Source organism: Micromonospora sp. LOL_013 (assembly GCF_048060315.1).
Taxonomy (GTDB): Bacteria; Actinomycetota; Actinomycetes; order Mycobacteriales; family Micromonosporaceae; genus Micromonospora_E.
This window is the reverse complement of record NZ_JBHMIQ010000010.1, coordinates 1-15,294: the sequence shown is the minus strand read 5'-3', so window position 1 is coordinate 15,294 and position 15,294 is coordinate 1. Positions and strand designations below refer to the sequence as shown.

Below are 15,294 nucleotides of genomic sequence, written 5' to 3'. Positions count from 1 at the left end.
CGGGGGAGAGGGGGCGGGATGCGTACTGCGGTCGTGGTGGGGGCGGGCATCGGCGGTCTGGCGGTCGCCGGTGCCCTGGCCCGCACCGGTTGGCGGGTCACCCTGCTGGAACGTGAGGACCGGGTCCGGTCCGACGGCACCGCCCTGGTGCTCTGGGCCAACGGTGTCCGCGCATTGCGGGCGTTGGGCCTCGGCGCCGGGCTGGAGGCGATCGCCACCCCAGTGTCGTACACCGGGGTACGCCGCCCCGACGGGCAGTGGCTGGTGCAGCCCCGGCCGCAGCCGGAGGACCGGGCCCCGGTGGTGGTGCACCGGGAGGATCTGCACGACGCGTTGATCGCAGGTCTCGGCGAGCAGGCCGAGATCCGCACCGGGGTGACCGTGAAGGGCCTGCGACCGGCGGTGGACCGGCCGGCAGTGACCATCGGCCGGGGCGTCGTCGAGGCCGACCTGGTGGTGGCGGCGGACGGCGTGCACAGCGCGCTGCGTCCGGCGTTGGCCCCGGGCAGTTCGGTGGTCAGCTCAGGGAGTTCGGCCTGGCGGGCGGTGATCCCCTGGTACCGGGCGCCGCAGCTGGCTGCCGGCCAGGTCGGCGGCGAGATACTCGGCGCCGGCTATCGGTTCGTCTCGGCCTCGTTGGGTGAACGGGGTTCGGCCGGCGGCTCCAGCCGGGGCGGCATCTACTGGGTGGCGACCGCCGCCGGGGCCTCCCGCCCGGAGCCGCCGGCGACCCAGCTGACCCTGCTGCGCCGCTGGTTCGCCGGCTGGCCGGCCCCGGTGGGCGAGCTGCTCGCCGCCACCGAGCCGGCCGACCTGGTGCAGCAGGAGGTCCGCGAGCTGCGGCCGCTGCCTCCGGCGTACGGGTTCCCGGTCGGGCCGGGCGGAGTGGTGCTGCTCGGTGACGCGGCGCACGCGATGCCGCATCATCTCGGGCAGGGCGCGTGCCTGGCGTTCGAGGACGCGGCGACGCTGTGCGCCCTGGTCCGGAACACCGTGCCAGGGCCGGCGCTGGCCGCAGCGGTCGATTCGTACAGCCGGTTGCGCCGGCCGCGGGCGGTGGCGATGGTGCGCCAGACCCGGCGGATGGCGGCGGTGCTGTCGGCGCGGGGACGGCTGGCGCTGCGGGCCCGGGACGCGACGCTCGGCACGATCAGCCCTCGGCTGATGGGCAGTGTGGCCGCCACCGCAGCGAAGTGGCAGCCGCCGCCGTCCTGACCGTATCGCCTGTGGCAAGTGGGCCGGTCGCCTGCGGCGATTGGGCCGGTCGCCTGCGGCGATTGGGCCGGTCGCCTGCGGCGATTGGGCCGGTCAGCCGACAAGATGGGCGGTGGGCTCGGCGATGCAGGAGGTACCCACTCGGCGGAAGCCGAGTCGGTGGTAGAGCATCGCCACGTCGTCGTCGCCGGCGGCCAGGAAGATCAGGTCGACGCCGGCGGCGAGCGCGTGCCGGGCCAGCGCGGCGGTGATCGCAGACGCCAGACCCTGGCGGCGGGCCGGTGCCACGGTGCCGACACCGACGATCTCGGCGACGTCGTCGACCCGGTTGAGCGATCCGACGGCGGCCAGCTGCCCGGCCGAGGGCAGCCCGGCCGAGGGCAGCCCGGCCGAGGGCAGCCCGGCCGAGGGCAGCCCGGCCAGGGCGATGGTGTGGCTGCCGGCGGCGATCGCCGACCGTTCGCGGTCGACTAGGGTGTCCGGCAGGGCCGGGTCGTCGGTCGCCGCCGCGACAGGTGAGGCCGTCGGGCCTGTCGTGGCCAGCGGTTCGATGCTGTCCGGTGGGGCTGCCGGGGCGGTGGTGGCGAGCCCGCCGGGGGCCGGCGCGGGCGGCCCGGCCGCGCCGCCCGCGCCGCCGCCGGGACTGCCACTGTCGACAGTGGGAAATGTCACTGTAACAATCTCGGGGGTGTCCGCGCCGACGGCCGGCAGTCCGGTACCGGTGCCGTCGGACGGGGCGAACGCGGCCTGGGCGATGGTGAACCAGGTGGTGAGATCTGCCGCGAAGTCGGGTGAGTCCGGGTCGAGCAGCCGTACCGGCCGGTCGGCGAACCGGCCAACCGGGGGCAGAGCGGTCGGGTCGAGCACCATCAGCGGTGCCTGCCGCACGCCGAGCCCGGCCGATCGGGCCACCGCCAGCAGGTCGGGGTTGATCTCGTGGATCCATTCGAAGGACTCGGGAAGGCCCAGTTCGCGCTGCCGGGCGCGTACGGTGGTGATGTCGGCGGCGGCCGGCGGCGCGGTCACGCCTACCCGGGGGCGGGCGTAGAACGGCCAACCCGCCTCCCCATTCCGCACGAAAAGTACATAGTCACCCAGCTCTTCGGGGCGGGCGGCAGCACGCGGTACGGCATCGCAGAACCGGTCCAGCCGGCCAAGGAGTTCGTTCTCCTGGTTGGCCACCTTGTGAGACTACACGTCCCATACAATGGACGTGTGATCAATTCGCACTGGTGATGTCCGGTGGCCCCTCACGTAGACTCAGAAAACTCTCCAGGGCCGACGTCGTCCCGAAATCTGTTCATGCGCGAGTGACGACAGGAGGCCCGGTGGTTCTTCCGTACCCGCAGGGACCGCACCCCTGCCCGCCGCAGGCATCCCAGCCGCCGGCGCAGGGTCTCTACGACCCCGCCCACGAGCACGACGCGTGTGGTGTCTCTTTCGTGGCGGACCTCAACGGCCGCCGCTCGCACGACGTGGTGGCCAAGGGCCTGGCCGCGCTGTGCCGGCTCGACCACCGTGGTGCGCGGGGTGCGGAGCAGAACACCGGTGACGGCGCCGGCATCATGATCCAGGTCCCGGACGCGTTCCTACGGGCCGTCGTCGACTTCGACCTGCCGCCGGCCGGGCAGTACGCCACCGGCCTGGTGTTCCTGCCCGCAGACCCGGCCGACGAGGCCCGGGTCCGCCGGATCGTCGAGAAGTACGCCCTGGTCGAGGGTGCCGACGTACTCGGCTGGCGGGACGTGCCGGTGCAGCCGGACGGGCTCGGCGAGACCGCCGACGCCGCCCGCCCCCGGATCGCGCAGCTCTTCCTGTCCGCGCAGCGGCTGACCGACTCGGCGGCCGGCCCGGCCGGCACCCCGTTGGCCGGGCTGGACCTGGACCGGGTGGCGTTCTGCGTACGCAAGCAGGCCGAGCGGGAGAGCGCCGAGCGCGGCGTGACCGCCTACTTCCCGTCGCTGTCCGGCCGGACCATGGTCTACAAGGGCATGCTCACCCCGGACCAGCTGCCCGAGTTCTACCCCGACCTGCGCGACGAGCGGGTGGCCAGCGCGATCGCCCTGGTGCACTCCCGGTTCTCCACCAACACGTTTCCGTCCTGGCCGCTGTCGCACCCGTACCGGTTCATCGCGCACAACGGCGAGATCAACACGATCCGGGGCAACAAGAACTGGATGAACGCCCGCGAGGCGCTGCTCGCCACGCCGGACATCCCCGGCAACATCCGCCGGCTGTTCCCGGTCTGCACCCCGCAGGCGTCCGACTCGGCCAACTTCGACGAGGTCCTCGAACTGCTACACCTGGCCGGGCGCAGCCTGCCGCACGCCGTCCTGATGATGATCCCGGAGGCATGGGAGAACGACCCCGGGATGGAGCCGGCGAAGCGTGACTTCTACCGCTTCCACGCCAGCCTGATGGAGCCGTGGGACGGTCCGGCCTCGGTTGCCTTCACCGACGGTGAGCTGGTCGGCGCGGTGCTGGACCGCAACGGGCTGCGGCCGGGCCGCTGGTGGCGCACCAGCGACGGCCTGGTGGTGCTGGGCAGCGAAGCCGGCGTGCTCGATCTCGACCCGGCGACCGTGGTCGCCAAGGGCCGGCTGCGGCCGGGGCGGATGTTCCTGGTCGACACCGCCGCCGGGCGCATCGTCGAAGACGAGGAAATCAAGGCCGAGCTGGCCGCCGCCCACCCGTACGGCGACTGGCTGCACGCCGGCCTGATCGACCTGCGGGACCTGCCGGAGCGGGACCACATCGTCTATACGCATGACTCGGTGCAGCGCCGCCAGCAGACCTTCGGCTACACCGAGGAGGAGCTGAAGATCCTGATCGCGCCGATGGCCCGCAAGGGCATCGAGCCGATCGGGTCGATGGGCACCGACACCCCGGTCTCGCCGCTGTCCACCCGGCCCCGGCTGCTGTTCGATTACTTCCACCAGCTGTTCGCCCAGGTCACCAACCCGCCGCTGGACGCCATCCGGGAGGAGATGGTGACCAGCCTGCAGTCCACCATCGGCCCGGAGGCCAACCTGCTCGACCCGGGTCCGGCCTCCTGCCGGCAGATCGTGCTGCCGTACCCGATCATCGACAACGACGAGCTGGCCAAGATCCTGTCCATCGACGAGGACGGCGACCTGCCCGGCTTCAAGGCGGTCCGGGTCTCCGGCCTGTACCCGCTGCGCGACGGCGCCGCTGGCATCAAGGCCCGGCTCACCGAGATCTGCCGGCACGTGTCCGAGGCGATCGAGGACGGAGTACGGATCTTCGTGCTGTCGGACCGGGACTCGACCCTCGACCTGGCGCCGATCCCGTCGCTGCTGCTCACCGCCGCCGTGCACCAGCATCTGGTGCGCGAGCAGACTCGCACCCAGGTGGCGCTGGTCGTCGAGTCCGGTGACTGCCGGGAGGTGCACCACGCCGCCGTGCTGATCGGCTACGGTGCCGCTGGAGTCAACCCGTACCTGGCCTTCGAATCGGTCGAGGACCTGATCGCCACCGGCGCGCTGGCCGGCATCACCTCCGCCGAGGCGATCCGCAACTACGTCAAGGCGCTCGGCAAGGGCGTACTCAAGATCATGTCGAAGATGGGCATTTCCACGGTTTCCTCGTACTGCGGGGCACAGGTCTTCGAAGCGGTCGGTCTGGATCCCCGGCTGGTCGAGCGCTACTTCGCCGGCACCCCGGGCACCGTCGGCGGGGTCGGGTTGTCCGGCATCCACGCCGAGGTCGCCGCCCGGCACGCCCGCGCCTACCCGTCGAACAGCGCCGAACGCTCGCACCGCCGCCTCGACGTCGGCGGCGAGTACCAGTGGCGGCGCGAAGGCGAACTGCACCTGTTCAACCCGGAGACGGTGTTCCTGCTGCAGCACGCCACCCGCTCCGGGCAGTACGACGTGTTCCGCCGCTACACCACCACCGTCGACAACCTGGCCGCCGAGGCCGGCTCGCTGCGTGGACTGTTCACCCTGCGCGACGGGGTCCGCGAGCCGGTGCCGATCGACGAGGTCGAGCCGGCCAGCGAGATCGTCAAGCGGTTCTCCACCGGCGCCATGAGCTACGGCTCGATCTCCGCCGAGTCGCACGAGACCCTCGCCATCGCGATGAACCGCCTCGGCGGGCGGTCCAACACCGGCGAGGGCGGCGAGGACGTCGACCGGCTCTACGACCCGGCCCGCCGTTCGGCGGTCAAGCAGATCGCCTCCGGCCGGTTCGGCGTCACCAGCGAGTACCTGGTCAACGCCGACGACCTGCAGATCAAAATGGCGCAGGGGGCCAAGCCGGGTGAGGGCGGCCAGCTGCCCGGCAACAAGGTGTGGCCGTGGATCGCCAAGACCCGCCACGCCACCCCCGGCGTCGGGCTGATCTCCCCGCCGCCGCACCACGACATCTACTCGATCGAGGACCTCGCCCAGCTGGTGCACGACCTCAAGTGCGTCAACCCGGCCGCCCGGGTGCACGTCAAGCTGGTCAGCGAGATCGGCGTCGGCACCGTCGCCGCCGGTGTCGCCAAGCTCAAGGCCGACGTCATCCTGATCTCCGGGCACGACGGCGGCACCGGCGCGTCCCCGCTGAACTCGCTCAAGCACGCCGGCACCCCGTGGGAGCTGGGCCTGGCCGAGACTCAGCAGACGCTGCTGCTGAACAAACTGCGCGACCGGGTCACCGTCCAGGTCGACGGCCAGCTCAAGACCGGCCGCGACGTGCTGATCGCGGCGCTGCTCGGTGCCGAGGAGTACGGCTTCGCCACCGCCCCGCTGATCGTCTCCGGCTGCGTGATGATGCGCGTCTGCCACCTGGACACCTGCCCGGTCGGCATCGCCACCCAGAACCCGGTGCTGCGGGAACGCTTCACCGGCAAGCCGGAGTTCGTGGAGAACTTCTTCCTGTTCCTCGCCGAGGAGGTCCGCAGCTACCTGGCCGAGCTGGGTTTCCGGTCGATCGACGAGGCGATCGGTCGGGCCGACCTGCTGGACACCACGCCGGCCGTGGAGCACTGGAAGGCCAAGGGCCTGGACCTGTCCGCGGTGTTGCACGTGCCGGCGCTGCCGGCCGGCGCCGCGCTGCGCGGCGTCCGCGCCCAGGACCACGGCCTGGACAAGGCGCTCGACAACGAGCTGATCGCCCTGGCCGGGCCGGCGTTGACCGACCGGGCCCCGGTGCGGGCGTCGGTGCCGGTACGCAACGAGCACCGCAGCGTCGGCGCGATGCTCGGCGGCGAGGTGACCCGCCGGGTCGGCGGGGCCGGGCTGCCCGACGACACCATCGAGTTCACCCTGACCGGCACCGCCGGGCAGTCGTTCGGTGCGTTCCTGCCGCGCGGGGTGACGCTGCGGCTGGTCGGCGACGCCAACGACTACGTCGGCAAGGGTCTGTCCGGTGGCCGGCTGATCGTGCGTCCGGACCCGGCGGCCCCGTTCGCCGCGCCCGGTGGTGCCGGCGCCGAGGAGCAGATCATCGCCGGCAACACCATCCTGTACGGGGCGACCGCCGGGGAACTGTTCCTGCGCGGGCGGGTGGGCGAACGGTTCGCGGTGCGCAACTCCGGCGCGGTCACCGTTGTCGAGGGCGTCGGCGACCACGGCTGCGAGTACATGACCGGCGGTACGGTCGTGGTGCTCGGCCCGACCGGGCGCAACTTCGCCGCCGGTATGTCCGGCGGTACGGCGTACCTGTGGCGCCTCGACGAGCAGCTGGTCAATCGGGAGTTGGTGGATCTGGAGCCGGTGGCCGCCGACGCCGAGCCGATGCTGCGTGAGTTGGTCGAGCGGCACTTCGCCGAGACCGACTCGGCGGTGGCCGAGGCTCTGCTCAAGCGCTGGCCGGAGGCGGTGGAGGAGTTCACAGTGGTGGTCCCGCGCGACTACCGCCGGGTGTTGGAGACGATGAGGGCCGCCGAAGCCGCCGGCCGTGACGTGGATGAGGCCGTCATGGAGGTGGCTCGTGCCTGACCCGACCGGATTCCTGCGGATCGACCGGCGGCTGCCGCACCGCCGACCCGTGCCGGTGCGGATCATGGACTGGCGGGAGGTCTATCCGCCGGCCGCCGACGAGCTGATCCGCGAGCAGGCGACCCGCTGCATGGACTGCGGCATCCCGTTCTGCCACGACGGCTGTCCGCTGGGCAACCGCATCCCGGACTGGAACGACCTGGTCCGTACCGGTGGCTGGGCGGCGGCGATCGAGTCGCTGCACGCCACCAACAACTTTCCGGAGTTCACCGGCCGGCTCTGCCCGGCGCCGTGCGAGGCGGCCTGCGTGCTGGGCATCGCCGGGGGTGCGCCGGTCACCATCAAGCAGGTCGAGGTGGAGATCATCAACCGGGCGGTGGGTGCCGGCCTGGTCACCCCGCATCCGGTGCCGGATCCGTCCGGCCGGCGGGTCGCGGTGGTCGGTTCCGGCCCGGCGGGGCTGGCCGCCGCCCAGCAGTTGGCCCGCGCCGGGCATGCGGTCACCGTGTTCGAGCGCGACGACGCCATCGGCGGCCTGATGCGGTACGGCATCCCTGACTTCAAGTTGGAGAAGGAGCACATCGACCTGCGGTTGGCCCAGTTGGCGGCCGAGGGCGTGCAGTTCCGTACCGGGGTGAACGTCGGCGTCGACGTGACCGCCGAGCAGCTGCGGGCCGACCACGATGCGGTGCTGCTGGCCTGCGGGGCGCTGGCCGGCCGGGACACCCCGGCGACGCCGGGCCGGGCGCTGCGTGGGGTGCATCTGGCGATGGAGCACCTGGTCGAGTCGAACCGGGTGGTGGCGGCTGCGGCGGCGCACGCCCGCACGGCCGAGGCGGCCGGGGTGGTGGCCGTCGAGCCGCCGTCGGAGTCCGGGTCATCGCACGTGGACGGCGTACCGGTGGACCGGCCGGCGATCGACGCGGCCGGCCGGCATGTGGTGATCATCGGCGGTGGTGACACCGCCGCCGACTGTCTCGGGGTGGCGCACCGGCAGGGTGCGGCCGGGGTGTACCAGCTGGATCTCTACCCGGAGCCGCCGAGCGCCCGCGACGAGGCCCGGGACCCGTGGCCGACCTGGCCGTGGGTGCTGCGCGAGTATCCGGCGCACGAGGAGGGCGGCGAGCGGGTCTTCGCCGTCGCGGTGCAGGAGTTCGTCGACGACGGCACCGGCGCGGTACGGGCGGTCCGGATCGCCGAGGTGACGGTGACCAAGCGTGACGGCGAGCGGATCCTGACCGTGGTGCCGGGCACCGAGCGGGAGCTGCCGGCGGACCTGGTGCTGCTGGCGATCGGCTTCGAGGGCACCGAGCAGCAGCCGTTGCTGGAGCAGCTGCGGCTGGTCCGTAACCGGCGCGGGGCGATCGACTCCGACGGTGCCTGGCAGACCGCTACCAAGGGGGTCTTCGTCGCCGGTGACATGCACCGGGGGGCATCGCTGATCGTGTGGGCGATCGCCGAGGGACGGGCAGCGGCGGCCGCCATCCACTCGTACCTCGGTGGGGTGGGGGAGTTGCCGGCACCGGTGGTGCCGACGGCACAGCCACTCGCCGCTCGGTGACCGGGACCGTTCCGTTCGGCCCTGCTGAAGATCTGCTGGTCTTCGGTGGGGTCGTTCCTCTTTCGGGGATGCAGATGTTTCGATAGCATTACTGGCTAGTAACAACCGTTACTCCCCACGGCCACGCGCGCGGCCACGAGGATCCCCCCATCCTTGTGAGGTCCGTCCATGCTCCTTCGTCCCCTGGCCCGCGCCGCCGTCGCGCTGGCCGTCACCCTTGGCGCCACCGGCGTCGGCGTCGTCGCGGCCACCGCCCCGGCATCCGCCGCACCCGCCGCCGTTCACTACGTCGCCCTCGGCGACTCGTTCTCGTCCGGCGTTGGCGCTGGCCCCTACGAGACGACCTGCCTGCGCAGCGACCGCTCGTACGCGCCGCTGTGGGCGGCCGCCAACTCCCCGGCCAGCTTCCGCTTCGTCGCCTGCGGCGGTGCGGTCACTGACGACGTGCTCGACAACCAGGTGTCCGCGCTTGACGCCGGCACCACGATGGTCACCATCACCATCGGTGGCAACGACGCCGGATTCGCCGATGTCGTGCTCAGCTGCCGGCTGGGCAGCGAGTCCTCCTGCGCCAGCGCGGTCGACCGGGCCGAACGGTTCGCCACCACCGAACTGCCCGGCCGGCTCGACGCCACCTACGCCGCGATCCGGCAGCGGGCACCGCACGCGCAGCTGATCGTGCTCGGCTACCCGCGCCTGTTCGACGAGGTCCGCTACTGCGGTCTGTTCGGTATGAGCCTGACCAAGCGGTCCATCATCAACGACGCGGCGGACCTGCTGGCCGACGTTACTGCCGCCCGCGCGTCGGCTGCCGGGGCCACCTTCGTGGACACCCGGCCGCAGTTCGCCGGGCACGGCGTATGTGCTGGCAGCCCATGGATCAACGACTTCTCCGCGTTGATCGCCGCGTACCACCCGAACGCCGCCGGCTACCGCGACGGGTATCTGGCCGCGCTCAACACGGTCACCGGCTGACAGTTTCACGTACCGAACGGAGCCAAGTACCTGGCGGTCCGGTCCCCGCCCGCACCACGGGGACCGGACCGTCCGTCAGGTAGTTGCCTGATCCCGGTCCCGGTCCCGGTCGTCATCGCTGGGAGCTGGCCGGTTGCTGAGGAAGTAGGCGCCGAGCGCGCCGGCCAGGGTGCCGAAGACGACGACCGAGTACGCGGCCAGAACAAGCTCCAGACCTTGGGCGAACGGGTCCCGCGCGGCCATCCGCTGACCGGTGATCGTGGTGAGCGTGACGTCGTGCAGCGCCTGCGCGTAGCTCGGATACGAGCCGGAGACCACCAGCAGTTGGCCGGCGGCGAGGATGAGGCTCACCGTCACCGCGAAGAGCCAGGCTAGACGGTCGGTGAGTAGCCGACCGGCGGAGCGCGAACCGCGTACGGCGGCGGAAATGGCCGCACCGGCGCGGGCCGTCCGTAAGGCCAACGCCACCCGGGCGAACCGCAGCACCGGTACGGCCAGGAAGAGCAGCTGCCACCAGTTGCGCCGCCAGAACCGGCCCGGGTGGTGCCGGCCCAGCCAGGCCCGCAGCGAGAACTCGGCGACGAAGACCACCCACAGCACCCAGCTGGCCGCGCCCAGAACGGCGGCCGTCGGCGGATGGGTGGTGACGAACTGTCCGATCACCAGGAGCAGGAACAGCACACCGAGGACGCCGAGCGGCTTGTCGAGGCGGTCGGCGAACCGGCGCAACGTCTCGTCGCGCTCGGTACCGTCGCGGGTGCCGTGTCTGGTCTCGCGGCCGTCGTCGGTGCCGTCGTTGTCGCCAGGTCGCATCGATCGCACTTCCGACGGTCGTCGGGACACTCCGATTACGGATACTAGGGGCTTATCGGGCTCGGTGCTGGCACTACCGGCCGCTCCGAGTGCCGACCAGGCCGTCCGGCACCGGGCCGACCGCGCTGCTAATTATGCAGGCGAATGCGTATTGTGTGTCGATATCCTCAGCGATAAGATCGACGCCGGGGACCTTCGATGAGGGCGACGCCAGGGCTGGGCGTTCGCTCGGTGAGGAGCACCATCTTGCGTCTCCGCCAACTATTGATTGCGGTCGTGACGGCACTCGCCGGCGCTGTCATGACTCCGTCGACATCCGCTGCCGCACCGCAGCAGATCATCGGCGGCGACACCGTTTCATCAGCGCCCTGGGTAGCCGCTGTCTACAGCGACGGCTCGTTCAGATGCTCCGGCTCGATCATCGCCTCCCGCTGGGTGCTCACCGCGGAGCACTGCATCGGCGGCTCGATGTCGGTCCGGGTCGGCAGTGTCCATCACGCCACCGGCGGCCAGGTGAGTGCGGTCAGCGCGACCTACTCCCAATACGGATACCTATACGACATCGGGCTGCTGTATCTCAGCACACCGATCGTGACCACGTATGTCACGCTCGCCGCCAGCAACCCGCCGGTCGGCTCGACCAACACCATCTACGGCTGGGGCCGTACCTGTCTCAACTGTCACCTGTCACCACAGCTCAAGACAGCCTCGGTGCAGGTGGTGTCGGTGCGGGGCCGGGACGCGTACGAGGGACCGGCGCTGCGCAGCTCCCCGGTGACCGGCATCGCCTGGCAGGGCGACTCGGGCGGCCCGCAGTTCTACAACGGACAACAGGTGGGTGTCTGCTCGAACTCCAACGGGTCGACCTCGCAGAACTACGCCTCGGTCGCTGCCAGCCGCGACTGGATCACCTCGATCACCGGCGTCTGACCGTCGGCACCTGACCGTCCTGACCCGGCTGCCCGGCCGGCGACCGCCGCCGGCCCGGCAGCCGGGTTAACAGCGCCCGCCCGATTCGGATAGTGTTCCGGTGGCTACCCGAGTGGCAGGTGGGGGTGGGATGAGCTTCGGTGCCGCGTACCGTCGGGCGGTCGCCGCCCACCGGCAGGCCGTGACCCACCTGACCACCGCACGATCGGCTATAGCGGACGGCCCGGCACCACCGCCGCCGGACCTCGGCGACGTCACCGAACGGCTGCGCCACGTCGGCGAAACCCTCACCACCGGCGCGACCAGCGCCACCCAGGACCTGTCCGCCGGCCCGGCACCGGTGCGGGTCGGCATGGCCCGCCCGGTCGGGCTGGCCGGCACCGGCGACCCGGTCGAGTTCCCCGCGCTGGTGCCGCTCGGCGCCGGCACCCACCTGGCCATCGACGCCGACGCCCGGCAGCCACGGATCGCCGCCCTGCTGCGCAGCCTCGTCGTTCGGCTGCTCGCCGCCGCCCAACCCGGCACGGTACGGGTGACCGCGCTGGACACCACCTCGATGGGAGCCACCTTCCTGCCGCTGCGCCCGCTGGTCGAAGCCGGTGTGCTGACGGCACCGGCCGCCACCGACGCCGAAGCCAAGGAACGCCTCGACGACGCCGACCAGCACGTACGCGCCGCCCAGGCCCGCACCGGCGGGCAGCCGGGGGAGCTGCTGGTGGTGGTCGCGGCGGCGCTGCCGGACAGCCGCGCCGAACTGATGCGCCTCGCCGCGCTCACCCACGCCGGCACCACCGCCCGGGTCTGCGTGATCGTCGCCGGCTACCCGCCGACCGGCACCGGAGCGCAGCCGCCGACGCTCGGCCCGACCACCCAGCTGCGACTCGACGGCAACCGGGGCTGGGTCGGCGACCCGCCCGGCCAGCCGTTCAGCTCCGACGGCAGCGGGCTGGCCGCACCGGTCGCCCTCGACGGCGACCCGCCGGCCCGGGTCGTGCAGGCCCTCGCCGACCGGCTCGGCGAGATTCACCGGCGCGGCTCCGCACTCGACTTCGCCGACCTGCTGCCGCCCCGGGTCTGGACCGAGACCGCCGGCACCGGCCTGCACACCGTCGTCGGCCGCGCCGGCCGGGAGCCGGCGATCCTCGCCTTCGACGACGTCACCCCGCACTGGCTGGTCGGTGGGCGCACCGGCTCCGGCAAGACCGTCTTCCTACTCGACCTGCTGTACGGCCTGGCCGCCCGCTACCCACCCGACGAGCTGGCGCTCTACCTGCTCGACTTCAAGGAAGGCGTCAGCTTCACCGAGTTCGTGCCGACCGGCCGCGACCCGTCGTGGATCCCGCACGCCCGCGCCGTCGGCATCGAATCCGACCGGGAGTACGGCGTCGCCGTGCTGCGCGAACTGCGCCGCGAGCTGAACCGGCGGGCGGCGGCGATGAAACGCCACGGCGTGACGAAACTGGCCGACCTGCCCCGCGACGGTGCCCCGACGCCGCGTACCGTCGCCGTGATCGACGAGTTCCACGTGCTGTTCGACGGCAACGACTCGGTCGCCCGAGAGGCCGCCGCCCTGCTGGAGGAGCTGGCCCGCAAAGGCCGGTCGTACGGCGTACACCTGGTGCTGGCCAGCCAGAGCATGTCCGGAATCGAAGCCCTGTACGGCAAGACCGACTCGATCTTCGGCCAGTTCCCGCTGCGGGTGGCGCTGCCCGGCGGCAACGGCGTCCTCGATCCGCTCAACCACACCGCCGGTGGGCTGCCGGTCGGGCAGGCGATCGTCAACGCCTCGGCCGGCATCGCCGGCGCCAACACGGTCGTCCGGTTCCCGGACGCGCACGGCGGGGCCCGGCGGATCGCCGCGCTGCGCCACGAGCTGTGGCAGGCCCGCGCCGCCGGCTCCCGGCCACCGGCGATCTTCAAGGGGTACGAGGCGGCGCACCTCGACGGCGACCCGACGTACCGCTCACTGGCCCCCGGCGGGCGGCGCCCCCTCGCCCTGGTCGGCCGGCAGGTCGACGTGGACCTGACGTCGGCGGTGTTCCCGCTGGACGCCACCCCGGGCCGGCACATCGCGGTGGTCGGCACCACCGGCCACGCCGCCGACGTGCTGCACGCCGCCACGGTCAGCCTGGCCCGGCAGGAGCCGGCCGGCCACCCCCGGTTCCTGTTCGCCCCGCTGGTCGCCTCCGCCGACGAGGTCGCCGATGAAACCGCTGAGGCGCTGCACGCCCTCGGGCACTCGATCACCCGGCTGACCGCCGCCGAGCTGCGCGAGGAGCTGCGCCGACTGGCCAACCCGGACACCGCCGCGTCGGCCGACGGCGGCCGGACGTACCTGGTGGTGTTCGGCATGGACGCCGCCGCCGGGGTGCTCGGCGCGAAGGACGACATGTTCCGGTCCGGGCTGGACGACCTGCAGGTGGTGCTGCGTCAGGGTCCCGGCCACGGCGTACACCTGCTGGGTTGGTGGCGCGGGCTGCGCCGGCTCGCCGACGACCTGGGCGGCTCGCACAACCGCGACGACCTGGCCTGCCTGGTGGCGATGAACGTGCCCGGCGGTGAGCTGGGCTCCTACCTGGGCACCCACGACCTGGCGTACCGGCCGCGGCCGAACCGGGCGCTGCTGATCGACCGGCACGACCAGCGGACCCGGCTGATCGTGCCGTTCGCGTTGCCCGGCCGCGAGCTGGACGAGGAGGGCTGAGCGCGGTGAGCAGCGACTTCGACGAGTACGCCGCCCTGGCCGGGCACCTGCACGACCTGCACCGCACAGGCCAGGCCGGTGCGGCACAGCATCAGACGCGGCGGCAGTGGCTCACCGGCTACGCCGACCAGCTCGGCCAGCGGCTGCACGCCCAGTGGCAGCGGCTGGCGGCGATCGCCCAGGCCGCCGGCGAGCAGGCACCGCCCGCGCCGCCGCCGATCGCGGCGAATCCGGCCGCCGGCAGCGCGTCGGGCCAGCAACAGTCCGGCGGGTACGGCGCCTCGCCGGCCGGCGTCCCGTGGCCACCGCCCCCACCGCCCCCACCGCCCCCACCGGGCCGGGCGATGCCGGGTCAGGCGATGCCGGGGCCGGTCGGGCTTCCGCCACCGCCGCGCCGCCCCGAGCTGGCCACCGGCGAACAGCCGGTGCCGTTGCCGACTGGGGCATCCGGGCCGCTTTCCCCTGCCGCCGGCTCGGTACAGCCGTACGGCGGAGCGGGCGCGGCCGGCCCGGTGTCGGCGGCGCCGGTCTCCGGCGACCCGGCGGCGGCTGGCGGGTTCCCACCGGATCCGGAGCAGGAGCTGGAGGCGGCCCGCCGGCAACTCGACGAGGCCGACGCTGCCGCCACCGAGGCGGAGCGGGCCGCCGGCCGCCCGCCGCTACTGCCCGGCTGGTCACCGCTGGCCCGGGCAGTCACCGTCTACCTGGGGTTCGCGGCCGCCGTCGCCGTCCTGCAGTTCGGGTTCTTCCTGAACCCGGTGACCGCCGGCGTCGACTACAGCACCAAGTGGATCTGGTCCTGCGCCGGCTTCCCGGCGACCGGCTTCTTCGCCGCGTACTTCGTGATCAGCAAGTGGGGCACCGCCCGGCTGGAAACCGACGGCGGCCCCCGGTTCCCGAAGCTGGGGTTCCTGATCAGCTTCGCCGGTGCCGCCGCCTCGATGCTCCTGCTGCTGGTCCTCCTCCAACTCGACGAGTTCTGAGCCGGCGGCGGATCGCAGGGCGGTTTGCGCAGCATGGAGCAACCCTTCGCAGCTGCTGGCTCGACGGCTGCCCTGGGCAACGAGCCGTGTGGGATGTCATCGAGTGAGCCCTTTTCATGCTGCGTAGCGGTCGGTCTCGACGTGGTGCAGAACGAGGATGGCCTG

General features: G+C 72.5%; 9 protein-coding genes. 7 read left to right on the top strand and 2 right to left on the bottom strand.

Annotated elements, in window-relative coordinates; translation table 11 throughout:
• The first annotated feature begins 18 nt into the window (after positions 1-18).
• Complete coding sequence (locus tag ACFHWS_RS08700) at positions 19-1,215, top strand: FAD-dependent oxidoreductase (RefSeq protein WP_416551780.1); 1,197 nt, start codon at positions 19-21, stop codon at positions 1,213-1,215.
• Between the two features lie 93 nt (positions 1,216-1,308).
• On the opposite strand, the gene ACFHWS_RS08695 is transcribed toward ACFHWS_RS08700, so the two are convergent.
• Positions 1,309-2,397, bottom strand: coding sequence for a GNAT family N-acetyltransferase (locus ACFHWS_RS08695; RefSeq protein ID WP_416567966.1), 1,089 nt, complete (start codon positions 2,395-2,397; stop codon positions 1,309-1,311).
• A 146-nt stretch (positions 2,398-2,543) separates the two neighbouring features.
• Between ACFHWS_RS08695 and gltB the strand changes: the two genes are divergently transcribed.
• The 3 genes from gltB (at position 2,544) to ACFHWS_RS08680 (ending at position 9,699) form a co-directional block, all read left to right on the top strand.
• On the top strand, positions 2,544-7,163 hold the full coding sequence (gltB, locus tag ACFHWS_RS08690) for a glutamate synthase large subunit (RefSeq protein ID WP_416551782.1): 4,620 nt from the start codon (positions 2,544-2,546) through the stop codon (positions 7,161-7,163).
• On the top strand, positions 7,156-8,724 hold the full coding sequence (locus ACFHWS_RS08685; RefSeq protein WP_416551783.1) for a glutamate synthase subunit beta: 1,569 nt from the start codon (positions 7,156-7,158) through the stop codon (positions 8,722-8,724). Before gltB ends, ACFHWS_RS08685 begins: the two co-directional genes overlap by 8 nt.
• 168 nt (positions 8,725-8,892) lie before the next feature.
• A complete protein-coding gene (locus ACFHWS_RS08680; RefSeq protein WP_416551784.1) occupies positions 8,893-9,699 on the top strand; it encodes an SGNH/GDSL hydrolase family protein in 807 nt (268 codons plus the stop codon).
• 75 nt (positions 9,700-9,774) lie between these two features.
• On the opposite strand, the gene ACFHWS_RS08675 is transcribed toward ACFHWS_RS08680, so the two are convergent.
• Positions 9,775-10,512, bottom strand: a complete 738-nt coding sequence (locus ACFHWS_RS08675; protein ID WP_416551785.1) for a hypothetical protein — start codon at positions 10,510-10,512, stop codon at positions 9,775-9,777.
• 246 nt (positions 10,513-10,758) lie between these two features.
• On the opposite strand from ACFHWS_RS08675, the gene ACFHWS_RS08670 reads away from it, so the two are divergent.
• The 3 genes from ACFHWS_RS08670 to ACFHWS_RS08660 all read left to right on the top strand — a co-directional run bounded on the left by ACFHWS_RS08670 (position 10,759) and on the right by ACFHWS_RS08660 (position 15,129).
• Complete coding sequence (locus ACFHWS_RS08670) at positions 10,759-11,442, top strand: S1 family peptidase (protein WP_416567965.1); 684 nt, start codon at positions 10,759-10,761, stop codon at positions 11,440-11,442.
• Between the two features lie 130 nt (positions 11,443-11,572).
• Entirely contained in the window at positions 11,573-14,146 is a 2,574-nt protein-coding gene (locus ACFHWS_RS08665) for an FtsK/SpoIIIE domain-containing protein (protein WP_416551787.1), read from the top strand.
• Positions 14,147-14,151: 5 nt separating this feature from the next.
• On the top strand, positions 14,152-15,129 hold the full coding sequence (locus ACFHWS_RS08660) for a hypothetical protein (protein ID WP_416567964.1): 978 nt from the start codon (positions 14,152-14,154) through the stop codon (positions 15,127-15,129).
• The last annotated feature ends 165 nt before the right edge of the window (positions 15,130-15,294 follow it).